The sequence below is a fragment of the Myceligenerans indicum genome (assembly GCF_016742955.1).
Classification (GTDB): Bacteria; Actinomycetota; Actinomycetes; order Actinomycetales; family Cellulomonadaceae; genus Myceligenerans; species Myceligenerans indicum.
Genome location: NZ_JABBYC010000024.1, coordinates 1 through 16,728, shown reverse-complemented (window position 1 = coordinate 16,728; position 16,728 = coordinate 1). Strand labels below are relative to the sequence as shown.

17 protein-coding genes are annotated in these 16,728 nt (G+C 69.9%); 6 read left to right on the top strand and 11 right to left on the bottom strand.

Annotation, left to right across the window (positions count from 1 at the left end; genetic code table 11):
• Positions 1 to 385: 385 nt before the first annotated feature.
• A complete protein-coding gene (locus HGK34_RS13265; RefSeq protein WP_201848071.1) occupies positions 386 to 877 on the top strand; it encodes a hypothetical protein in 492 nt (163 codons plus the stop codon).
• A 30-nt stretch (positions 878 to 907) separates the two neighbouring features.
• Here HGK34_RS13265 and HGK34_RS22765 read toward each other — a convergent pair whose 3' ends face one another.
• Positions 908 to 1,363 carry a MarR family winged helix-turn-helix transcriptional regulator gene (locus HGK34_RS22765; protein ID WP_201848069.1) on the bottom strand — a complete coding sequence of 152 codons (456 nt, stop codon included), beginning with the start codon at positions 1,361 to 1,363 and terminating at the stop codon, positions 908 to 910.
• 59 nt (positions 1,364 to 1,422) lie between these two features.
• Here HGK34_RS22765 and HGK34_RS13255 point away from each other — a divergent pair, with 59 nt between their 5' ends.
• On the top strand, positions 1,423 to 2,922 hold the full coding sequence (locus HGK34_RS13255; RefSeq protein ID WP_201848066.1) for an FAD-dependent monooxygenase: 1,500 nt from the start codon (positions 1,423 to 1,425) through the stop codon (positions 2,920 to 2,922).
• A 149-nt stretch (positions 2,923 to 3,071) separates the two neighbouring features.
• Here the strand turns inward: HGK34_RS13255 and HGK34_RS23550 are convergent, their stop codons facing one another.
• From HGK34_RS23550 to HGK34_RS13215, 8 genes are all read right to left on the bottom strand, one after another.
• Positions 3,072 to 3,761, bottom strand: coding sequence for a LytR C-terminal domain-containing protein (locus tag HGK34_RS23550; protein WP_201848064.1), 690 nt, complete (start codon positions 3,759 to 3,761; stop codon positions 3,072 to 3,074).
• Positions 3,762 to 3,770: 9 nt separating this feature from the next.
• The gene (locus tag HGK34_RS13245) at positions 3,771 to 4,067 is read right to left on the bottom strand and encodes a type II toxin-antitoxin system VapB family antitoxin (RefSeq protein WP_201848062.1); all 297 of its coding nucleotides are present in this window, start codon (positions 4,065 to 4,067) and stop codon (positions 3,771 to 3,773) included.
• A 198-nt stretch (positions 4,068 to 4,265) separates the two neighbouring features.
• Positions 4,266 to 5,927: an ABC transporter permease gene (locus HGK34_RS13240; protein WP_201848060.1), complete on the bottom strand. Its 1,662-nt coding sequence runs from the start codon at positions 5,925 to 5,927 to the stop codon at positions 4,266 to 4,268.
• Positions 5,924 to 6,958, bottom strand: coding sequence for an ABC transporter ATP-binding protein (locus HGK34_RS13235; RefSeq protein WP_201848058.1), 1,035 nt, complete (start codon positions 6,956 to 6,958; stop codon positions 5,924 to 5,926). The genes HGK34_RS13240 and HGK34_RS13235 overlap by 4 nt, the downstream gene beginning before the upstream one ends.
• 116 nt (positions 6,959 to 7,074) lie before the next feature.
• Positions 7,075 to 7,770, bottom strand: a complete 696-nt coding sequence (locus tag HGK34_RS13230; RefSeq protein WP_201848056.1) for a TetR/AcrR family transcriptional regulator — start codon at positions 7,768 to 7,770, stop codon at positions 7,075 to 7,077.
• 161 nt (positions 7,771 to 7,931) lie between these two features.
• Positions 7,932 to 9,209, bottom strand: coding sequence for a uracil-xanthine permease family protein (locus HGK34_RS13225; protein WP_201848054.1), 1,278 nt, complete (start codon positions 9,207 to 9,209; stop codon positions 7,932 to 7,934).
• A 157-nt stretch (positions 9,210 to 9,366) separates the two neighbouring features.
• Positions 9,367 to 10,293: an LLM class F420-dependent oxidoreductase gene (locus HGK34_RS13220; RefSeq protein WP_201848051.1), complete on the bottom strand. Its 927-nt coding sequence runs from the start codon at positions 10,291 to 10,293 to the stop codon at positions 9,367 to 9,369.
• Between the two features lie 66 nt (positions 10,294 to 10,359).
• Positions 10,360 to 10,983: a mycothiol-dependent nitroreductase Rv2466c family protein gene (locus HGK34_RS13215; protein WP_201848049.1), complete on the bottom strand. Its 624-nt coding sequence runs from the start codon at positions 10,981 to 10,983 to the stop codon at positions 10,360 to 10,362.
• 60 nt (positions 10,984 to 11,043) lie between these two features.
• Here HGK34_RS13215 and HGK34_RS13210 point away from each other — a divergent pair, with 60 nt between their 5' ends.
• On the top strand, positions 11,044 to 11,223 hold the full coding sequence (locus HGK34_RS13210; protein ID WP_201848046.1) for a hypothetical protein: 180 nt from the start codon (positions 11,044 to 11,046) through the stop codon (positions 11,221 to 11,223).
• Positions 11,224 to 11,233: 10 nt separating this feature from the next.
• Positions 11,234 to 11,980: a TetR/AcrR family transcriptional regulator gene (locus tag HGK34_RS13205; RefSeq protein WP_201848044.1), complete on the top strand. Its 747-nt coding sequence runs from the start codon at positions 11,234 to 11,236 to the stop codon at positions 11,978 to 11,980.
• A 16-nt stretch (positions 11,981 to 11,996) separates the two neighbouring features.
• On the opposite strand, the gene HGK34_RS13200 is transcribed toward HGK34_RS13205, so the two are convergent.
• Together HGK34_RS13200 and HGK34_RS13195 are read right to left on the bottom strand one after the other, a co-directional pair.
• A complete protein-coding gene (locus HGK34_RS13200) occupies positions 11,997 to 13,010 on the bottom strand; it encodes a LacI family DNA-binding transcriptional regulator (RefSeq protein WP_201848042.1) in 1,014 nt (337 codons plus the stop codon).
• Positions 13,011 to 13,110: 100 nt separating this feature from the next.
• Positions 13,111 to 14,466, bottom strand: a complete 1,356-nt coding sequence (locus HGK34_RS13195; protein WP_201848040.1) for a glycoside hydrolase family 16 protein — start codon at positions 14,464 to 14,466, stop codon at positions 13,111 to 13,113.
• A 166-nt stretch (positions 14,467 to 14,632) separates the two neighbouring features.
• Here HGK34_RS13195 and pnuC point away from each other — a divergent pair, with 166 nt between their 5' ends.
• Positions 14,633 to 15,331 carry a nicotinamide riboside transporter PnuC gene (pnuC, locus tag HGK34_RS13190; protein ID WP_201848038.1) on the top strand — a complete coding sequence of 233 codons (699 nt, stop codon included), beginning with the start codon at positions 14,633 to 14,635 and terminating at the stop codon, positions 15,329 to 15,331.
• A gap of 49 nt (positions 15,332 to 15,380) precedes the next feature.
• Complete coding sequence (locus tag HGK34_RS13185) at positions 15,381 to 16,601, top strand: acyl-CoA dehydrogenase family protein (protein WP_201848036.1); 1,221 nt, start codon at positions 15,381 to 15,383, stop codon at positions 16,599 to 16,601.
• Positions 16,602 to 16,728 lie beyond the last annotated feature (127 nt).

The window sequence follows — 16,728 nt, the reverse complement described above, 5'->3', positions numbered from 1 at the left end:
GGAATAGTCACACCGCAAGTTTCTCTACGTCGCCGCAGGTCAGAGCGATATGGGAGAGATTCCCCCATCCTCCGCAGTGTGATGACGCGGGACATCGGTCAGCGATGTCCCGCGTCGTCGTTCCCGGCCGCGTCGCTTCCGGCCGTCAGGCAATCGCGGCCGGCGCTCAAGGGCGTCCACGCCGCCCGACTCGTAGTGTTGCGCCAGGGCATGGACGGTCGCGTCGGGTTGCCCGCGCACGCCGGTAGCCTCGCACGCCCAGGAAGCGCGGGGCGATCCGCATCGGCCGGGCGGTCGCCGAGTCTCTCTCGGTCAAGGCGGAGTCCGATCCGGAGCAGTTCATCCACCGGAAGGTTGCCTTCGACATGAGGAAGTGGGAGACAGCGTGCACGCCCTGACCAACAAGGAACTCGTCTTTCGGGCCCTCGACCAGTTGCATCGAGCCATCCTGCCAATGGTGGAAGGCCGGCTGAACGACGGCGTCGCACACGGCCCCTCAGCCGGCACCCAAGGCTCACGGGATGACGTGCAGTACCTGCTGTCACTCCTGGTCGACGACGGTGACACGGGACAGGAACATGACGCGGAGGTCCGCCGGCTCGCTGCAGAGGTCATGGAGCTGACGCGAACAGCTCATTTCCAGCGGGCGATGCCCCTGGTAGACGCGACCGACATCTTCGAGGCAATCGGCCGTCTGCTGCATCTGACAGAGGCGAGCGCGCATGCCATGGCCGTCGGCGAGCTTCACATGCAGCTCCACGTACCCTGGCGCTCTTCCCACGGTGGGGACGGAGCCTATGGCGGAGGCGACGGCCACCATGGAGTTGACCATGGGGGTTTCCTCATGGGCGGCGCTGACGGTGGAGACGGCGGATAGCCCAGGGGCTCGACGTCGGCCCGGGAAACCTCATGAGCCGCGAGCGCGGGCGTTGATCCGCTCCAGCACGCGTTCGAGGACCTCGAGCTCGTCGGGCTCGATCAGGTCGAAGAAGTACCGGCGCACCGCGGCGACATGGTTCGGCCCGGCGGCCGCGACGACCTGCTCCGCATGGCTGGTGAGCCCGACGATCTGACCGCGACCGTCGTCCCCGGCCTCACGACGCGTGACCAGTCCACGCCCCGCCATCCGGGCCACATGCTTCGACAGACGCGCCTTGTCCCAGCCGATGGCGGCGGCCAGGTCACGCGCACGCATCTCACCGTCCGGCGCCTGGACGAGCCTCGCCAGCACCTCGAAGTCGCTGACGGAGAGTCCGTCACGGGCAAGGCTGCGCGCGAGCGCGGCCTCCAGGTCACGCCGCATGGCCACGAAGGCCGACCAGGCGCGCTGTTCACGTGCGTCGAGAGACTGCTGCGGATCCACGACGACCACCCTAGCAAGATGGTTGCCATGGCAACCAGGCTTGCGCTTTACTGGTTGCCATGGCAACCAAATCGCCGCACCCTTCCCCCACCCAGGCACCCGCTCACCCTGAGACGGCCCCCACGACCTCCGTCGTCGTCGTCGGAGCGGGACCGACCGGGCTTCTCCTCGCCGGCGACCTCGTCGAGGCCGGCCTGGACGTCACGGTCATCGACAAGCGTCCCGCGAACCTGTCGAACCTCTCACGAGCCTTCGGCGTCCACGCCCGAACCCTGGAAGTGCTCGACATGCGCGGCCTCGCCGAGGATCTGCTGGCGCACCCGTCCTACAAGATGGACAAGGTCGCCGCTTTCGGGAACGCGGAGCTCGACCTCTCCCGGCTCCCGACCACCTTCCCGTATCTGCTCGTCTGCGCACAGCCGTACGTGGAACGGGTCCTGCGTGACAGGCTCGAGCGGCTCGGCGCCACCATCCAGCACGACACCGAGGTGACCGGCCTCGCACAGGACGACGACGGCGTGTCCCTCACCGTCACCGGGCCCGACGGCACGGCCCGCTCACTCCGCTCCGACTTCGCCGTCGGCTGCGACGGCGTGCACTCGGCCGTGCGGCACCTGATCGACCTGCCCTTTCCCGGCGGCCCGGTCATGCGCGGCATCATGCTCGCCGACGTCCTGCTGGCGGAGCCGCCCGCGAGACCGACCGTCCACACCAACCGCCAGGCCTTCGCCTTCGCCGCCCCCTTCGGGGACGGCTACTGGCGGCTGACCGCCTGGAGCCGGGCCGATCAGGCCGACGACGGCGAGCCGTCCCTGGACCAGGTCGCCGCGGCCGCGCGGCAGGCATTCGGCTCCGACTACGGGATGCACTCGCCCCGCTGGATCTCGCGGTTCCACTCCGACGAGCGGCAGGTCCCCCGATACCGCGTCGGCCGTGTCTTCCTCGCCGGGGACGCCGCTCACTGTCACACCCCCGCCGGCGGCCAGGGCATGAACACCGGGATGCAGGACGCGGCCAATCTCTCGTGGCGACTCGCCGCGGTGGCCCGGGGTGCCAGCCTCGGGCTGCTCGACGGCTACCACGCGGAGCGTCATCCGGTGGGCGCCGAGGTGCTGAGGTCGAGCGGGCGCATGGCACGCCTCGCGACCGCCCGTTCCCGGCTCGCCGTCGCGGCTCGCGAAGCGGTCGCACCGTTGGTGCTCGGCTCACCGGCCGTCACGAGGATGGCGACCATGCAGATCTCCGGGCTCGGGATCCGGTACGGCCGCGGCCCGGGCGATGCGAGGACGGTCGGGACCCGGGTTGCCGACCATGAGCTGCCCGACGGAACGAGACTGTTCGAACACCTGCGCGCCGGTCGCTTCGCGCTCGTCGGAGGTGCCGCACCTGCCTGGGATTCCGAGCTTGCCGGGTGGAGGAATCGGGTGGCCTTCCTGACCGGACCGGAGAACCAGACTGTTCTCGTCCGTCCCGACGGGTACACGGCGTGGGTCGGTGCGCCCGACCCCGCCGACGTCTCCGTGGCACTGCGGACATGGTGCGGCGAACCGGCGTCGTGACCGCGAGCCCAGCGTGCCGGGCCGCGCCCGCGCCGGCACGACAGGTTCCTCGCGCCTCAGGAGGTTCACCCGGGGCGGCCCCAGGCCGCCCCGGGGCCGCCGCCCGGGCCCGCCGCCCGGGGACAGGCCGCCCGGGACGGGCCGCCCGGTCAGCCCTCCTTGACCTCGCCCTCCTCGGCCTTGGCCTTCTTGGCCTCTTCCATCTCCAGGGACAGCGCGCGCTGCCTCGGTGTGATCTCGTCGGCCGAGCGACAGTTGTCGACGTTCTCCAGCGGCTCGTCCAACGGAGGCACGGCCTCGACGTCGACAGGCCTGTCGTACTCCTCACCGATGAGCAGGTCGACGTTCTTGCCCTTGCGGTCGTCCATGACCAGCCGGATGGACGGGAACTGCGTCGCGAGGGTGTAGGCCTGCACGATGCCCTTGGCCCCGAAGCGCAGCTCCGAGTCCTCCAGCCTGTCGCTCTCCGGCATGGTGCCCAGCTCCAGAACGGTGAAGCCCCGGCCGACCAGCACATCCTCGAAGGCCTTGGCCACGCCCTGGTTGTCCGACGCGTTCAGCGAGTTCACCTCGACCTGCGCGTACGGCAGCGGCAGGGCGCCGTCGGGCTGCCCCTTCACCTCGGGCAGGCAGGGCGCAGGAACCTCCTCCTGCTGGGACACGCCCACCACCGTGAACTCCCGGTGGAACGGACCGACCAGTGAGCCGGTGTAGGTCGCCAGTGCGAAGATTCCGGCAACCGCCAGAAAGGCGATGATCACGCCGAAGACGACGGCCTGGCGCTCGTGCTGGCGACGACGCCGGGCGCCGCGCGCCTCGTCGTAGAAAGGGTCTGTCACGTAATGAACCTAACCGATCATGAGGACGCGCGCGTGGAGCACGGGGCGCTGCTGCAGAGCAGCACGCACGGCGCGATGAAGCCCGTCCTCGAGGTAGAGGGTGCCCTCGTACTCAACCACGTGAGCGAACAGATCACCGTAGAACGTGGAGTCCTCCGCGAGAAGAGTCTCCAGGTCCAGGGTTCGCTTGGTGGTCACGAGCTCGTCGAGCCGAACCTGCCGGGGAGGGACGTCGACCCAGTCCCGGGTGCGGGTGCGCCCGTGGTCGGGGTAGGGTCGGCCGCCCCCGACGGCCTTGAAGATCATGGCTGAGATCCTAGAGTTCGACGACGTGTAACGCGGCGAAACAGCCTATCGAAACGGTCACATCACGCAAAGTCCGTGCTGCACACACATCTTCTTCCCGCGTATACGGCCGCGCCCCGCCCGGGCGATGTCCGACGACGACGCGCGCACGTGCTCACCGCGCAGCACGCACGCGCGACCGCCGTCGGACACGGGACTTCAGACGGCCGGGATGTCCCGGCGCCGGAAGCCGATCATCCCCAGTACGCACAGCCCGAGTGCGACTACTGCCACGCCGAGCCATTCACCCAGGTCAGGGGTCTCGAAAACACCGGGAACCCAGTAGATCGGATTGATGTAGTTCGCCGCCTCCGGCAAATCCTGGATGAGGCTCCCGAACAGCCCGATGACGAAGCCGTACACCAGCAGGAGCCACCCGAGTCCGGTCGCTCGCGGGAACCAGCCGTAGAGCGCCACCGTGAACCCGAGGTAGCACAGCGCGGACGGCACGTACGTGGCGGCCACCAGGGCGTAGTCGCCGAAGGACTGGCGGTCGAAGCCGACGGCGACCGCACCCACCCATACGGCGAGGATCGGCACCGCCACGGCGATCACGACGCCGATGCCGGTCACAAGGATGTGCGCACCGAACCAGCGGGTCCGTGACACGGGCCGGGCCAGGGCGATCTCGGCGCGGCCGGCGTTCTCCTCCGCCTTGGGCCGGGCACCCATGACGATGGCATACGCACCGACGAAGAGCACTCCTTCGAGCATGACGAGTCCCAGGAATCCAGAGGGATCGCCCGGATCGCCGAACACGGCGCCGAACTGCGGATTGGACTCGATCAGGCTGCCCACCATCTCGCCGATCGTCGGCAGCATGGTGCCGACTCCGAGCCACATGGCCGCGAAGAAGGCGGTGACCACCAACAGGGCAAACCTCTGCTGCCGCCAGGCAAGAGCGATCGGCCCGCGCAGGGAGGCCGTCGCCGTTGCGGGGCCGATGCGGTCCGGCAGCAGGCCGCCACCGAAGTCGCGGCGCGAACCCAGAACGCTCGCGACGAGCAGGAGTATCGCGATGGAACCGGCCGACAGCAGGATCGGCCACCAGATGAGGTCGACGAAGGGCCTCATCTGTTGTGCCCAGGCGAACGGCGAGAACCAGGACAGGGTGCTTCCGCCGGTCTCGGCGACATCGCCCACCGCACGCACGACGAAGCCCAGCCCGAGCACCACCATCCCAAGACCCACGGCGCCTCGGCCGGATACCGTCAGCTGCGCGAAGACCAGCCCGACGAGCCCGAACACCATCGAGGCACACGCGACTCCGCTGGTGATGGCGAACGAGTCGGCGAACGTCACGTACTCGCCGCCGATCCCGATGAGCGTCATCGCGGACAGAACGGCAATCACGGCGTTCACGAGAACCAGGGTGACGACCGACGCGACGGCCGGCGCGTGACGCCCGACCGGGTTCGCGCGCACCAGCTCCGATCTCCCCGACTCCTCCTCGCTTCGCGTGTGCCGCACCATGTGCAGCACGCTCATGACCCCCAGCGCGAGCACGAACCAGGTGATGCCTTCGTTCGCCACCGCGCGCTCAGGCGTGTAGGCATCGAGCCCGTATCCGGGCCCTCCCATCACGATCCCGCTCGGTGACTCCATCAGCAGCGCCCGGCCGACCAGCGCCTCGGCGCCGAGCGCATCGAGGGCAACCATGAAGTACGCGTAGAAGAAGACGATCGAGAACGTCCACCAGAAGATCCTTGCCCGATCCCGACGCAGGATGAAGCGGATCAACCGACCCGTCCCTTCCAGCGTCGACCCGAACGACGGCACCGCGACGGTGGGGGCGCCCCGCCCCGGCGCGACGGCGCTCATCGCACACCCGCCTTCTTCGCCGCCTGCCGGGCCGCCTTCCTCGCGGCGCGGCCCGACGGCGCCCCGTCACCGGCCACGTCGTCCGCCGCGGCCTCGTCGGCCTCGATGACGTCGCCGTAGTGCCGCATGAACAGTTCCTCCAGAGACGGAGGAGTGACGGTGATGCTGTGCACGCCCAGGGCCGTCACGGCGTCGAGCACGTCGGCGATGCCCGCGTTGTCGGCGTCGAAGGTGACTCGGGTCCCGCCGTCGTGCGCCTTGACCTGGAGATCGTTGACCGCGCGGAGGCCCGCCAGCGCCGCGGGGTCCTTGCCCACCACCGCGGTCACGTTCGACCGTGTGAGGTGCCGCAGCTCGTCGAGCGTGCCGTGCTCGACCGCGGTGCCGTTGCGGATGATCGTGACGGTGTCGCACACCTTCTCGACCTCGCTGAGGATGTGGCTGGACAGCAGGACGGAACGGCCGTCCGCCTTGGCCTCACGGACGTAGTCGGTGAACACGGACTCCATGAGCGGGTCGAGCCCGGCCGTGGGTTCGTCGAGGATGTACAGCTCGGCGTCGGACAGGAAGGCCGCGACCAGGGCGACCTTCTGCCGGTTGCCCTTGGAGTAGGTCCGGGCCTTCTTGCGCGGGTCGAGCTCGAAGCGTTCCAGCAGTTCGGCCTTGCGGACGCGCAGTGCCTTCTTGTCGGCCGCACCGCGCAGACGGGTGAGGTAGTCGATGCACTCGCCGCCCGTGAGGTTCGGCCACAGGCTGACGTCGCCGGGGACGTAGGTGATGTGCTTGTGGAGCTCGACCGCGTCGCGCCAGACGTCACGGCCGAACATGCGGGCGGTACCGGCGTCGGACCGCAGCAGGCCCAGCAGGACTCGGATGGTGGTGGACTTGCCGGCGCCGTTGGGGCCCAGGAATCCGGCGACCTCGCCGGTGGGGACCGTCAGGTCGAGGCCGTCGAGGGCCTTGACCGCGCCGAAGGACTTGTCGAGGCCCGCGATCTCGATCGCGGGCACGCCGGAGGAGGTGTTGGTCATAAGATGCTCGCTCTCTGGTTGTCCTTACCAGTTCACGGAAGGTGAAGGGCCGCCGTACCGGTCCTGCGGTACGGCGGTAGCTGGGGACGGCGGCGAACGTGGGACGTGGTTCGGCCTCAGCCGGCCGCCGTCGCACCTTCCGGCGGGTCGGTGACATACATGAGGTAGTCGTCGAGCATGCGCCGGGTGGTCAGGAATCCCTCGGTGTACAGCTCGAGCATCGGCAGGTAGCTCTGCTCGAGGAACGTGTCGACGATCGCGCGGAGATCGGAGGGGTCCTCCGGCGGATTCAGGGTGACCTCGAGCAGCAGGGCGCCAAGTCCCGAGAACGTCAGGTGGCGCGCCCGGGCGACCTCGTCGCGGCTGGGCACCACGATGCCTTGGGCGACCGCGTGCCGCGTGTACGCCACGGCGTCGTCGACCATGCGGTCGATGAACTCCCGGGCGAGGGAGCTGCCGTCCTGCATGGACCGCAGGACGTAGCCCAGGAGCGCGGCGTGCTCCTGGGCGCCGGCGAACGCCTGCAGGAAGCCGCCGCCTCCGGCCGCATGGCCGATGGTCTCGTTCTTCACCGCGCGGATCTGGGCGAGAACATGCTCGTCGCATGCCGCACGCAACGCGTCCTTCGAGCCGAAGTGGTGCATCACCAGGCCCGGGCTGACGGCGGCGTCCTGGGCGATCGCACGCACGGACGCACCGAAACCGCTGGTGGCGAAGCGTCGTATCGCGGCGTCACGGATGCGCGCCCGCGTGGTCTTGTCCGTGGCGGGCGTCCGCTGGGGCCTGGAGGCGGACCCGCCGGCTGAACGCATGTTCAACATGCTACACACACGTTCAATCGGGTGGAAGCCCTCGTCACGAGGTGCCGCGGCGGCCGACGCCCGGCAGCACGCCGCAGCCTCGCAGTCAGGTCGATGGCCCCCTCGGAGCAGCGGCAGGCTGCGGGCCCGGCCACCCCCGAGGCCCCCGACCGCTACCCGCGCAGGCGGCCGACCAGCCGCATCCCGTGATAGATCAGCAGAGCCGACGCCGTCCCCAGGGCGATGCCCTCGAACCGGAGATCGCCCGCCGTCCAGGTGTAGTTCGCGATGCCGACGACCAGCGGCACCGAGGCGGTCGTGAGATTGACCGGGTCGGAGAAGTCCACCCGGTTCTGCACCCAGATCCGCGCTCCGAGGACGCCGATCATCCCGTAGAGCATCGTCGTCACCCCGCCCAGCACACCGCCCGGAACGGAGTTGATCACCGCACCGAACTTGGGCGACAGGCTCAGCACCAGGGCTCCGCCCGCCGCGACCCAGTACGCCGCCGTGGAGTAGACCCTCGTCGCCGCCATCACGCCGATGTTCTCCGCGTACGTCGTCGTCCCGGAGCCGCCACCGAGACCGGCAAACGTTGTCGCGACACCGTCCGCCAGGAGCGCGCGGCCGGTGACGCCGTCGAGATTCTTGCCCGTCATGGCGGCGACGGACTTCACGTGTCCCACGTTCTCGGCCACGAGCACGAGCACGACCGGGACGAACAGCCCCAGTACCGCGGGGTCGAACGACGGCGTGGTGAACGTCGGAAGCCCGAACCAGGCGGCGTCCCCGATCGCCGTGAAGTCCACCTCGCCCCGCGCCGCGGCGAAGCCGTAGCCGACCACGACACCGACCAGGATCGACAGCCGCCCGAGGATCCCCCGGAACAGCACGGAGACGAGGATGATCGACGCCAGCGTCACGACGGCCGTCAGTGGCGACGCCTGGAAGCCCGAGCACGCGCCGCCTTCGTCACAGGTACCCCACGCGGCCGGCGCCAGGTTGAGGCCGATCAGCGCCACGATCACACCGGTGACCACCGGGGGCATGACGACATCGATCCATCGTGCGCCCGCCAGGTGCACCACCGCGCCGACGAGCGCCAGCAGCAGGCCGGTCACGAGGACACCCCCGACGGCGACCGACTGGCCACCCGACGCCGTCGCCGCCCCGATCGGGGCGATGAAGGCAAAGCTCGAGCCCAGATAACTCGGCAGCCGGTTCCCGGTGATCAGCAGGAAGCCCACCGTGCCGATCGCCGAAAAGAACAACGTCGTGGCCGGGTCGAATCCCGTCAGCACGGGCACCAGGAACGTCGCACCGAACATCGCGACGACGTGCTGCAGCCCGATGCCGACGGTCCGGGGCCAGCTCAGCCTCTCGCCCGGCGCCACGGCCTCTCCCGGCGCTATCTGCACGCCGTCCCCGTGCACTGTCCAACCCCTCGTCATGCCAGGCCCCGTTCTCTTCGCTCACGTATCGAGCGGAGAGTAGTCCACGCGGCGACGGGAGACGGTTTCCCCCATGTGTCCGGCCCGGCACCCGCCCGGGCCCGCCCGCGTCGCCCGACGCGGGACAGGGCGCGGCCGGTGCCGGTCCGAGCTGCTCTCAGTCGAGCTGGGGCCGCACCTCGCGCGCGACCAGATCCAGGTGGTCCAGGTCCTGCATGTCCAGGACCTGGAGATAGACCCGGGAAATCCCCGCCTTCTCCAGGTCCCGCAGTCGCTCGGCGGCCTCGGCGACCGTCCCCGCGACGCCGTGCTCGCGCAGCTCGGCGGGCTCGCGGCCGATCGCCGCGGCGCGCCTGGTGAACTCCGCCTCGTCCTGGCCCACCGCGAGCACGAGCGCCGCGGACAGCACCATCGAGTCCGTGCTGCGCCCGGCGTCGGACAGCGCCTGCTCGATGACCTTGATGCGTGGGCCGATCGAGTCGATCTCCGGGAACCCCTGGTTGTACTCGTCGGCGAACCGGGCAGCGAGCGCCGGCGTGCGCTTCGCCCCGGCCCCGCCCACGATGACGGGGATGCGATCCTGCGCGGGCTTCGGCAGCGCGGGCGAGTCGGTGATCGTGTAGTGCTTGCCCGAGTGGGAGAACGTCTCGCCCTGGGGCGTGCCCCACAGCCCGGTCACGACGGCGAGCTGTTCCTCGAGGATGCCGAACCGCTTGTCGGGGAACGGGATCCCGTAGGCCGCGTGCTCGGCCCCGAACCAGCCGGTTCCGAGGCCGAGCTCCACGCGGCCGCCAGACATCTGGTCCACCTGGGCTACCTGGATCGCGAGCACACCAGGGTGGCGGAAGGTCGCGGACGAGACGAGCGTGCCGAGCCGGACCGTCTCGGTGTCGCGGGCGAGGCCGGCGAGCGTGATCCAGGAGTCGGTGGGGCCGGGCAGTCCGTCGCCGCCCATCGCGAGATAGTGGTCGGAGCGGAAGAAGGCGCTGAAGCCGAGTTCCTCGGTTGCCTTGGCGATGGCGAGCTGATCGTCGTAGGAGGCGCCCTGCTGGGGTTCCGTGAAGATGCGGAGGTCGAGACTCATGCCTCCAACAATGTCATCGGCGGCCGGATCGTTCCGACACTTTTCCGCCGTGGGGGATTGTTCGGCTCAGTCGAAGTTCAGCGACCCCGACCGCGTCCGCTTCAGCTCGAAGAAGTCCGGGTGCGAGGCCAGCGCCACGGCGCCGTCGAACAGGCGGACCGCGTCCTCCCCGCGGGGGATGGACTGGAGCACCGGCCCGAAGAACGCGGTGCCGTCGACGTGGATGGTCGGAGTGCCGACGTCCTCACCCACCGGCTTCATTCCGGTCTCGTGGGAGGTGGAGAGCGCGTCGTCGTACGCGTCGGACTCCGCGGCGGCCGCCAGTTCGGCGGGGAGCCCGGCCTCGGCGAGCGCCTCGGGGATCACGGCGGCGAAGTCCTTGTTGCGCCCGTTGTGGACGCGGACCCCGGCGGCGTTGTAGAAGGCGGCGAACGCCTCGGAACCGTGGTCTGTCTGGACTGCGGCGGCGACGCGTCCGATGCCGCGCGAGCTGTTCATGAGCGCCCGGTAGTCGGCGGGGATGTCGCGGTCCTTGTTGAGCAGGTAGAGGCTCATCAGCTTGAACGTGAGCTCGACGTCGCGGTGCTGCGCGACCTCGATGGCCCAGCGGGAGGTGATCCAGGCGAACGGGCACACCGGGTCGACGTACACGTCGACGACGGGGGTGCTGTTCCGGGTGGTTTCAGTCATGCGCCGACCCTATGCCGCCTGTACGACATCGTCGGACTCGCCTCCGCTACGGTGAGCCTCATGCGATGGTCGAGCTTGTTCACGGTCGTCGGCGGTGTCGTGGTGGCCGCCGTCGGGCTGTTCGGCCTCCTCTCCGGGCATCCGTGGTCCGCCGTTCCCCTGGCGCTGGGCTCCGCGATCGCGCTCCGCGAGGTGCGTTATCTTCAGCGGCTTCGTACCGGCAAGATCCGGGAACGGTAACCTGCCCTGCATGACCGCGGTTCGACCCCACACGCATGCACAGGCCGTTGACGCCGCCGTCGACCTGTTCACCCGTCAGGGCTACGAGAAGACCACCGTCGAGGAGATCGCGGACGCCGCGCAGGTGAGCCGCGCGACATTCTTCCGCCGGTACCGGTCGAAGGAGGACGTGGTCTTCGCCGACCACGAGCTTCTCCTCGAGGAGGTGGTCGTGATGCTGGCCGCCACGCGGCCGGAGGCGCGGTCCAGCGAGGAGGCGGGCAGCGACGCCGGCCACGGCTGGGACCCGGATACCGGCCCCTACCTGGAGGTGTGCCGGGCAGCACGCATGGTCTTCGACCACCACGTGGGCCAGCGCGAGACGTCGCTCGCCCGGTACGCGCTGCTGCAGCAGGTGCCGGCGCTGCGGGACCGTGAGCTGGTCACCACCCACCGCTACGAGCGCGCGTTCACCCAGTACCTGCGCGACACGCTCCCGCCGGACCGGTCGAACACGACCGCCTCGATCGCGTTCGCGGCGTCGGTGGTGGCGGTGCACAACGCCATCCTGCGGCGCTGGCTGCGCAACCCGTCTCTGGACCCGCGCCCCGACCTGGAGGAGGCGTTCTCCGACCTGCGTCGCGCCGTCGTGGTCAGCAAGGGTGGTGAGGCGCCCGAGCCTGACACGAGGCCGCGCCGCCGGGTCGTGGTCACCGTCCTCGACGGTGACACGCCGCCGGACGAGGTGGCGCGCGCGGTCCGGGACGCGCTGGGATAGGGGCACGCGCGCGGGCTCAGGCGGACTCCCGCAGCACCAGCTCGGTGGGGAGGATCAGCGCCGTGTCGATGTGCTCGCCCGCGGCCAGCTTCAGGATCTGCTGCGCGAGCATGCGGCCGATCTCGTGGATGGGCTGCCGCACGGTGGTCAGCGGGGGTTCCGTGGAGCGCGCCGCGGCGGCGTCGTCGAACCCGACCACGGCCACGTCCTGCGGAACGCGGCGTCCTGCCCGGGCCAGCGCACGCAGGGCGCCGTCGGCCATGAGGTCGGAGGCGACGAAGACCGCGTCGATCCCCGGCTCGTCGTCGAGGAGGCGGCGCATCGCCGCCGTGCCCGACTCACGCGTGAAGTCGCCGATCTCGACGAGCGACCGCATGCCGGCCGCGGCGAGTGCGTCGCGGTATCCGGCGAGCCGGTCGATGCCCGCGACCATGTCCTGGGGGCCGGCGATCGTCGCGATGCGTGTCCGCCCCTGCGCCAGGAGGTGCCGGACCGCGGCCCGGACACCACCGGCGTGGTCGACGTCGATGTAGGGGACGGCGCCGCCGGTCAAGGGGCGGCCGCTGGCGACCACGGGGACGCCCGTCGCGGTGACCTCGGCGGGGAACGGATCGTTTCCGTGCAGCGAGGCGAGGATGACCCCGTCCACGGTCCGGCCGCGGAGGTACCGCATGATGCGGCCGTGGTTCGCGGGGGTCGAGGCGAGCAGGAGGACGAGCTGCTTGTCGGCCGCCTCCAGCTCCTGGCCGATGCCGCGCAGGATGCCGGTGAAGAAGGCGTCGTCGGAGAACATCCGGGTGGCGGGTTCCGGCACGACGAGGGCGATCGAGTCCGTGCGACGGGACACGAGGCTGCGTGCCGCCGGGTTGGGCACGTATCCGAGCTGGTCGACGGCCCGGTCCACCGCCTCGCGCACGCCGGACGTGACCCCCACGGAGCCGTTGATCACGCGGGACACGGTCGCGCGCGAGACCCCGGCCAGGCGTGCCACCGTCTCGAGGGTGGGACGTGCCGCCTGCGTGTCGCGCATGGCTCTCCTCCAGGGTCCCCGGTCCGGTTGATCGGAGTGTAGTTCCGCGGCGGGTGGCGGGCGGCCACCCGTCGCGGACGCTCCTGGGCGCGGGGAGCGCTCAGTGGGCGAAGGTGAACCAGTTGACGTTCACGAAGTCGTTCGGCTGGCCGGACGTGAACCGCAGGTACACCGTGTGGGTGCCCGTCGTGGGCGCGATGTTGGCGGGCACCGTCTGCCAGGACTGCCAGCCACCGGTGTTCGCGACGGCGAAGCTGCCGATGGGTTCGGCGTTCACGTCGTCGAGCCGGACCTCGACGAGGCCGCTGATACCGGCGGCCGCGCCGGAGGCGACGCGGGCGGAGAACGTGTGCGCCGCCGAGGACCCGAAGTCCACGCCGTCGAACCGCACCCAGTCGCCGTTCGCGGCACAGCCGATGTTCTCACCGCCGCCGGTGTCCGACGTCGTCTCGGTCTGGATGCCCGACTGCGCGTCGTAGTTCTCGGCCTGGATCGTCGAGTAGGCGTCCGGGCCGGTCGACGGAGGAGGGGTGGTCGGGTCGCCGGAGCCCGTCGACTGGTAGACGGCCACGTAGTCGACGAGCATCGGGACGCCGGACGCCGTGGCCGGCGTCGGGTTGCCGGGCCATCCGCCGCCGACCGCGACGTTGAGGATGATGAAGAAGCCGTGGTCGGTGGCGTCGGTCCAGGTGGTCGCGTCGACCTGGTTCTCGTTGACGGTGTGGAACAGGTTGCCGTCGAGGTACCAGCGCAGCTCCTCGGTCGCGGTGCTGCGGTCCCACTCGACGCTGTACGTGTGGAACGCGGACTGGCAGCTCGAGACCTGGCAGGTGGTCGATCCGCCGAGACCGCTCGTCTCGTTGCAGGGCCCGCCCGGTGAGGTGCCGCAGTGCAGCGTGCCGAACACCTGGTTGGTGCCGTTGACGTTCTCGAGGATGTCGATCTCGCCGATGCCCGGCCAGTTCCAGTAGTTGCCGCGGAACGGCTCACCGAGCATCCAGAAGGCCGGCCAGATGCCCTGCGCGGCAGGTCCGGAGACGTCCGGCAGCTTGACGCGGCCCTCGACCCGCATCACGCCGCCCTGCGCGGGCTCGAAGTCGGTGCGCACGGTCTCGATACGGCCCGACGTCCAGTTGCCGTCGGCGTCACGCAGCGGGCGGATCGCGAGGTTGCCGTTGCCGTCCTGGTAGACGTTCTGCGTGCTGTCGGTGTGGTAGCCGATCTCGCCCGTACCCCAGTTGTCGGCTCCGCCGGGGTAGGAGTGGCCGATGTCGTAGATCCAGGTGTTCGTGTCGATGCCGGTCCCGGCCGCTCCGTCGAAGTCGTCGCTCCAGGCCAGGGACCAGCCCGAGGGCGTCGCGGGGACGGCGGCCTGGGTGATCGACGCCGCCAGAGGGCCGATCGCGACGGCGACGATGCCGACGGCCACGGCCGTGATCCGGTGATGGGTTCTCATGGTGACTCGCTTTCCATCGTTGGGACGAGTGAGGTTGCGTCATTGCAGGGTTGAGAACGCTCTCAGAGACCTTTGTACCGGTGGATCCCTTTTACGACAATGGTTCTGGGGAAACTCGTGAGAGCGATCTCACAACCACGCCCACACGCCGTGCCATCCTTCTCCCATGGATGCGATCCGCTGGCTGTTCGACGCCACCTTCACCATCGGGGACCAACAGCTCCTGTGGCGCGAGGTGATAGGGAACGTCTTCGGACTGGCGTCCGCGCTGGGCGGGATGCAGCGCAAGGTGTGGGCGTGGCCGGTGGGCATCGTCGGGAACGTGCTGCTGTTCACGGTCTTCCTCGGCTCATGGTTCGGCGAGACCGCGCGCGCCGACATGCTCGGCCAGGCGGGCCGGCAGGTCATGTTCGTCGCCGTGTCCGTCTACGGCTGGTACCGCTGGCAGGAGACCCGCCGCCGTTCCGCCGACATCCGCGCGGACGGCAGGGTCCCGGCCGGCGACGGCGCCGCCGTGCATCCGCGATGGGCCTCGTGGCCGGCGCGGCTCGGTCTCGTCGCCGCGCTGTTCGGCGGCACGCTGCTGCTGACGCCGCTGTTCCGGGCGCTCGGGTCGTTCGAGCCCGTCTGGGCCGACGCCTGGATCTTCATGGGCTCGCTCCTGGCCACCTACGGCATGGCCAAGGGGTGGGTCGAGTTCTGGCTGATCTGGGTGGCGGTCGACATCGTGGGCGTGCCCCTCCTGCTGAGCGCGGGCTACTGGGCCACGGCCGCGATGTACGTGTTCTACGGCGGGTTCACCCTGGTGGGCTTCTTCGTCTGGTGGCGCATCCAGCGACGGGAGCAAGTCGCCGCCTTCTCGTGAGACGCCGTATCACTTGACGTGAGATTCGGTACCGAAGCACGATGTGGGCATGACTCAGACCCCTGGGGTGACGGCCCCCGACTACGACCTGTCGCAGCCGCTCGACATCGACTTCGCCGGGGCGTTCGCGGACGCCACCACGGAGGAACGCGCTCACCAGCACAAGGTCCGCAAGTTCGTGCAGGAGGACGTCCTGCCCGTCATCGCCGACTACTGGGAGCGTTACGAGGTCCCGATGGACCTGGTCAAGCGCCTCGCCGAGCTCGACCTGCTGCGCGACGGCGTGGACGTGCCCGGCCTCCCGCACATCACGCCCTACGCCGAGGGCCTGGCCGCCATGGAGATGTCGCGCGGGGACGGCTCCGTGGCCACGATCTGTGCCGTGCAGGGTGGTCTGGCGCTGCAGTCGATCGTCATGCTCGGCTCCGAGGAGCAGATCGAGAGGTACGCCGGCCCGATGGCGCGCGGCGAGATCCTCGGCGCGTTCGGCCTCACCGAGCCCACGCACGGCTCGGACTCCGTAGCCCTGGAGACGACGGCGGTCGCCGCCACCCGCGACGGGGTCGAGGGCTACGTCATCAACGGCGAGAAGAAGTGGATCGGCCTCGGCTCGACGGGCGACATCACCGTGGTGTGGGCCCGGGGCGAGGACGGCCAGGTCCACGGCTACATCGTGCCGCAGGACACCCCTGGCTACGCGGCCACCACCATCCAGGGCAAGGTGTCGCTGCGCGCCATCCACCAGGCCCACATCGTCCTGACGGACGTGTTCGTCCCGGCGGAGAACCTGCTGCCGAAGTCGCGGTCCTTCAAGGACGCCGGCCGCGTGCTGTTCTCCACGCGCCTGGGGGTCGCCTGGTCCGCCGTCGGGCACGCCGTGGCCTGCTACGAGGCCGCCGTGGCGTACTCGAGGCAGCGCGTGCAGTTCGGGCGCCCGCTCGCCGCGAGCCAGATGGTCCAGGAGCGCCTGACGCAGATGCTGTCGACGCTCACGCAGCTTCAGCTCCTGGTGAAGCAGATGACACGCCGTGCCGAGGCCGGCGAGCTGACCGGCCCGCAGGCGTCGATCGCCAAGTACTCCTGCACGCGTGGCGCCCGCCAGATCGCGCAGACCGCCCGCGACCTGCTGGGTGGCAACGGAATCCTGCTGGAGAACCGCGTGGCGCGGCACTTCGCGGACATCGAGGCCCTGCACACCTACGAGGGCACCGAGAGCATGCAGGCGCTGATCGTCGGCCGCGAGATCACCGGCGAGAGCGCGTTCGCCTGAGCTCCCCTCGCGTTCCGGACGACGGTCGCGGGCGGCCTTCGGGAAGAAGGCCACCCGCGACCACCACCGCCACCCCTGTCTCTTATACACATCTCCGAGCCCACGAGACGGAGCTACATCTCGTATG

Bases quoted from the DNA above. Each gene is read 5' to 3' on its own strand.
- HGK34_RS13255 (WP_201848066.1), top strand. From the start codon at position 1,423: ATGGCAACCAAATCGCCGCACCCTTCCCCCACCCAGGCACCCGCTCAC.
- HGK34_RS13245 (WP_201848062.1), bottom strand. From the start codon at position 4,067: ATGATCTTCAAGGCCGTCGGGGGCGGCCGACCCTACCCCGACCACGGG.
- HGK34_RS13240 (WP_201848060.1), bottom strand. From the start codon at position 5,927: ATGAGCGCCGTCGCGCCGGGGCGGGGCGCCCCCACCGTCGCGGTGCCG.
- HGK34_RS13235 (WP_201848058.1), bottom strand. From the start codon at position 6,958: ATGACCAACACCTCCTCCGGCGTGCCCGCGATCGAGATCGCGGGCCTC.
- HGK34_RS13230 (WP_201848056.1), bottom strand. From the start codon at position 7,770: ATGCGTTCAGCCGGCGGGTCCGCCTCCAGGCCCCAGCGGACGCCCGCC.
- HGK34_RS13225 (WP_201848054.1), bottom strand. From the start codon at position 9,209: ATGACGAGGGGTTGGACAGTGCACGGGGACGGCGTGCAGATAGCGCCG.
- HGK34_RS13220 (WP_201848051.1), bottom strand. From the start codon at position 10,293: ATGAGTCTCGACCTCCGCATCTTCACGGAACCCCAGCAGGGCGCCTCC.
- HGK34_RS13215 (WP_201848049.1), bottom strand. From the start codon at position 10,983: ATGACTGAAACCACCCGGAACAGCACCCCCGTCGTCGACGTGTACGTC.
- HGK34_RS13210 (WP_201848046.1), top strand. From the start codon at position 11,044: ATGCGATGGTCGAGCTTGTTCACGGTCGTCGGCGGTGTCGTGGTGGCC.
- HGK34_RS13205 (WP_201848044.1), top strand. From the start codon at position 11,234: ATGACCGCGGTTCGACCCCACACGCATGCACAGGCCGTTGACGCCGCC.
- HGK34_RS13200 (WP_201848042.1), bottom strand. From the start codon at position 13,010: ATGCGCGACACGCAGGCGGCACGTCCCACCCTCGAGACGGTGGCACGC.
- HGK34_RS13195 (WP_201848040.1), bottom strand. From the start codon at position 14,466: ATGAGAACCCATCACCGGATCACGGCCGTGGCCGTCGGCATCGTCGCC.
- pnuC (WP_201848038.1), top strand. From the start codon at position 14,633: ATGGATGCGATCCGCTGGCTGTTCGACGCCACCTTCACCATCGGGGAC.
- HGK34_RS13185 (WP_201848036.1), top strand. From the start codon at position 15,381: ATGACTCAGACCCCTGGGGTGACGGCCCCCGACTACGACCTGTCGCAG.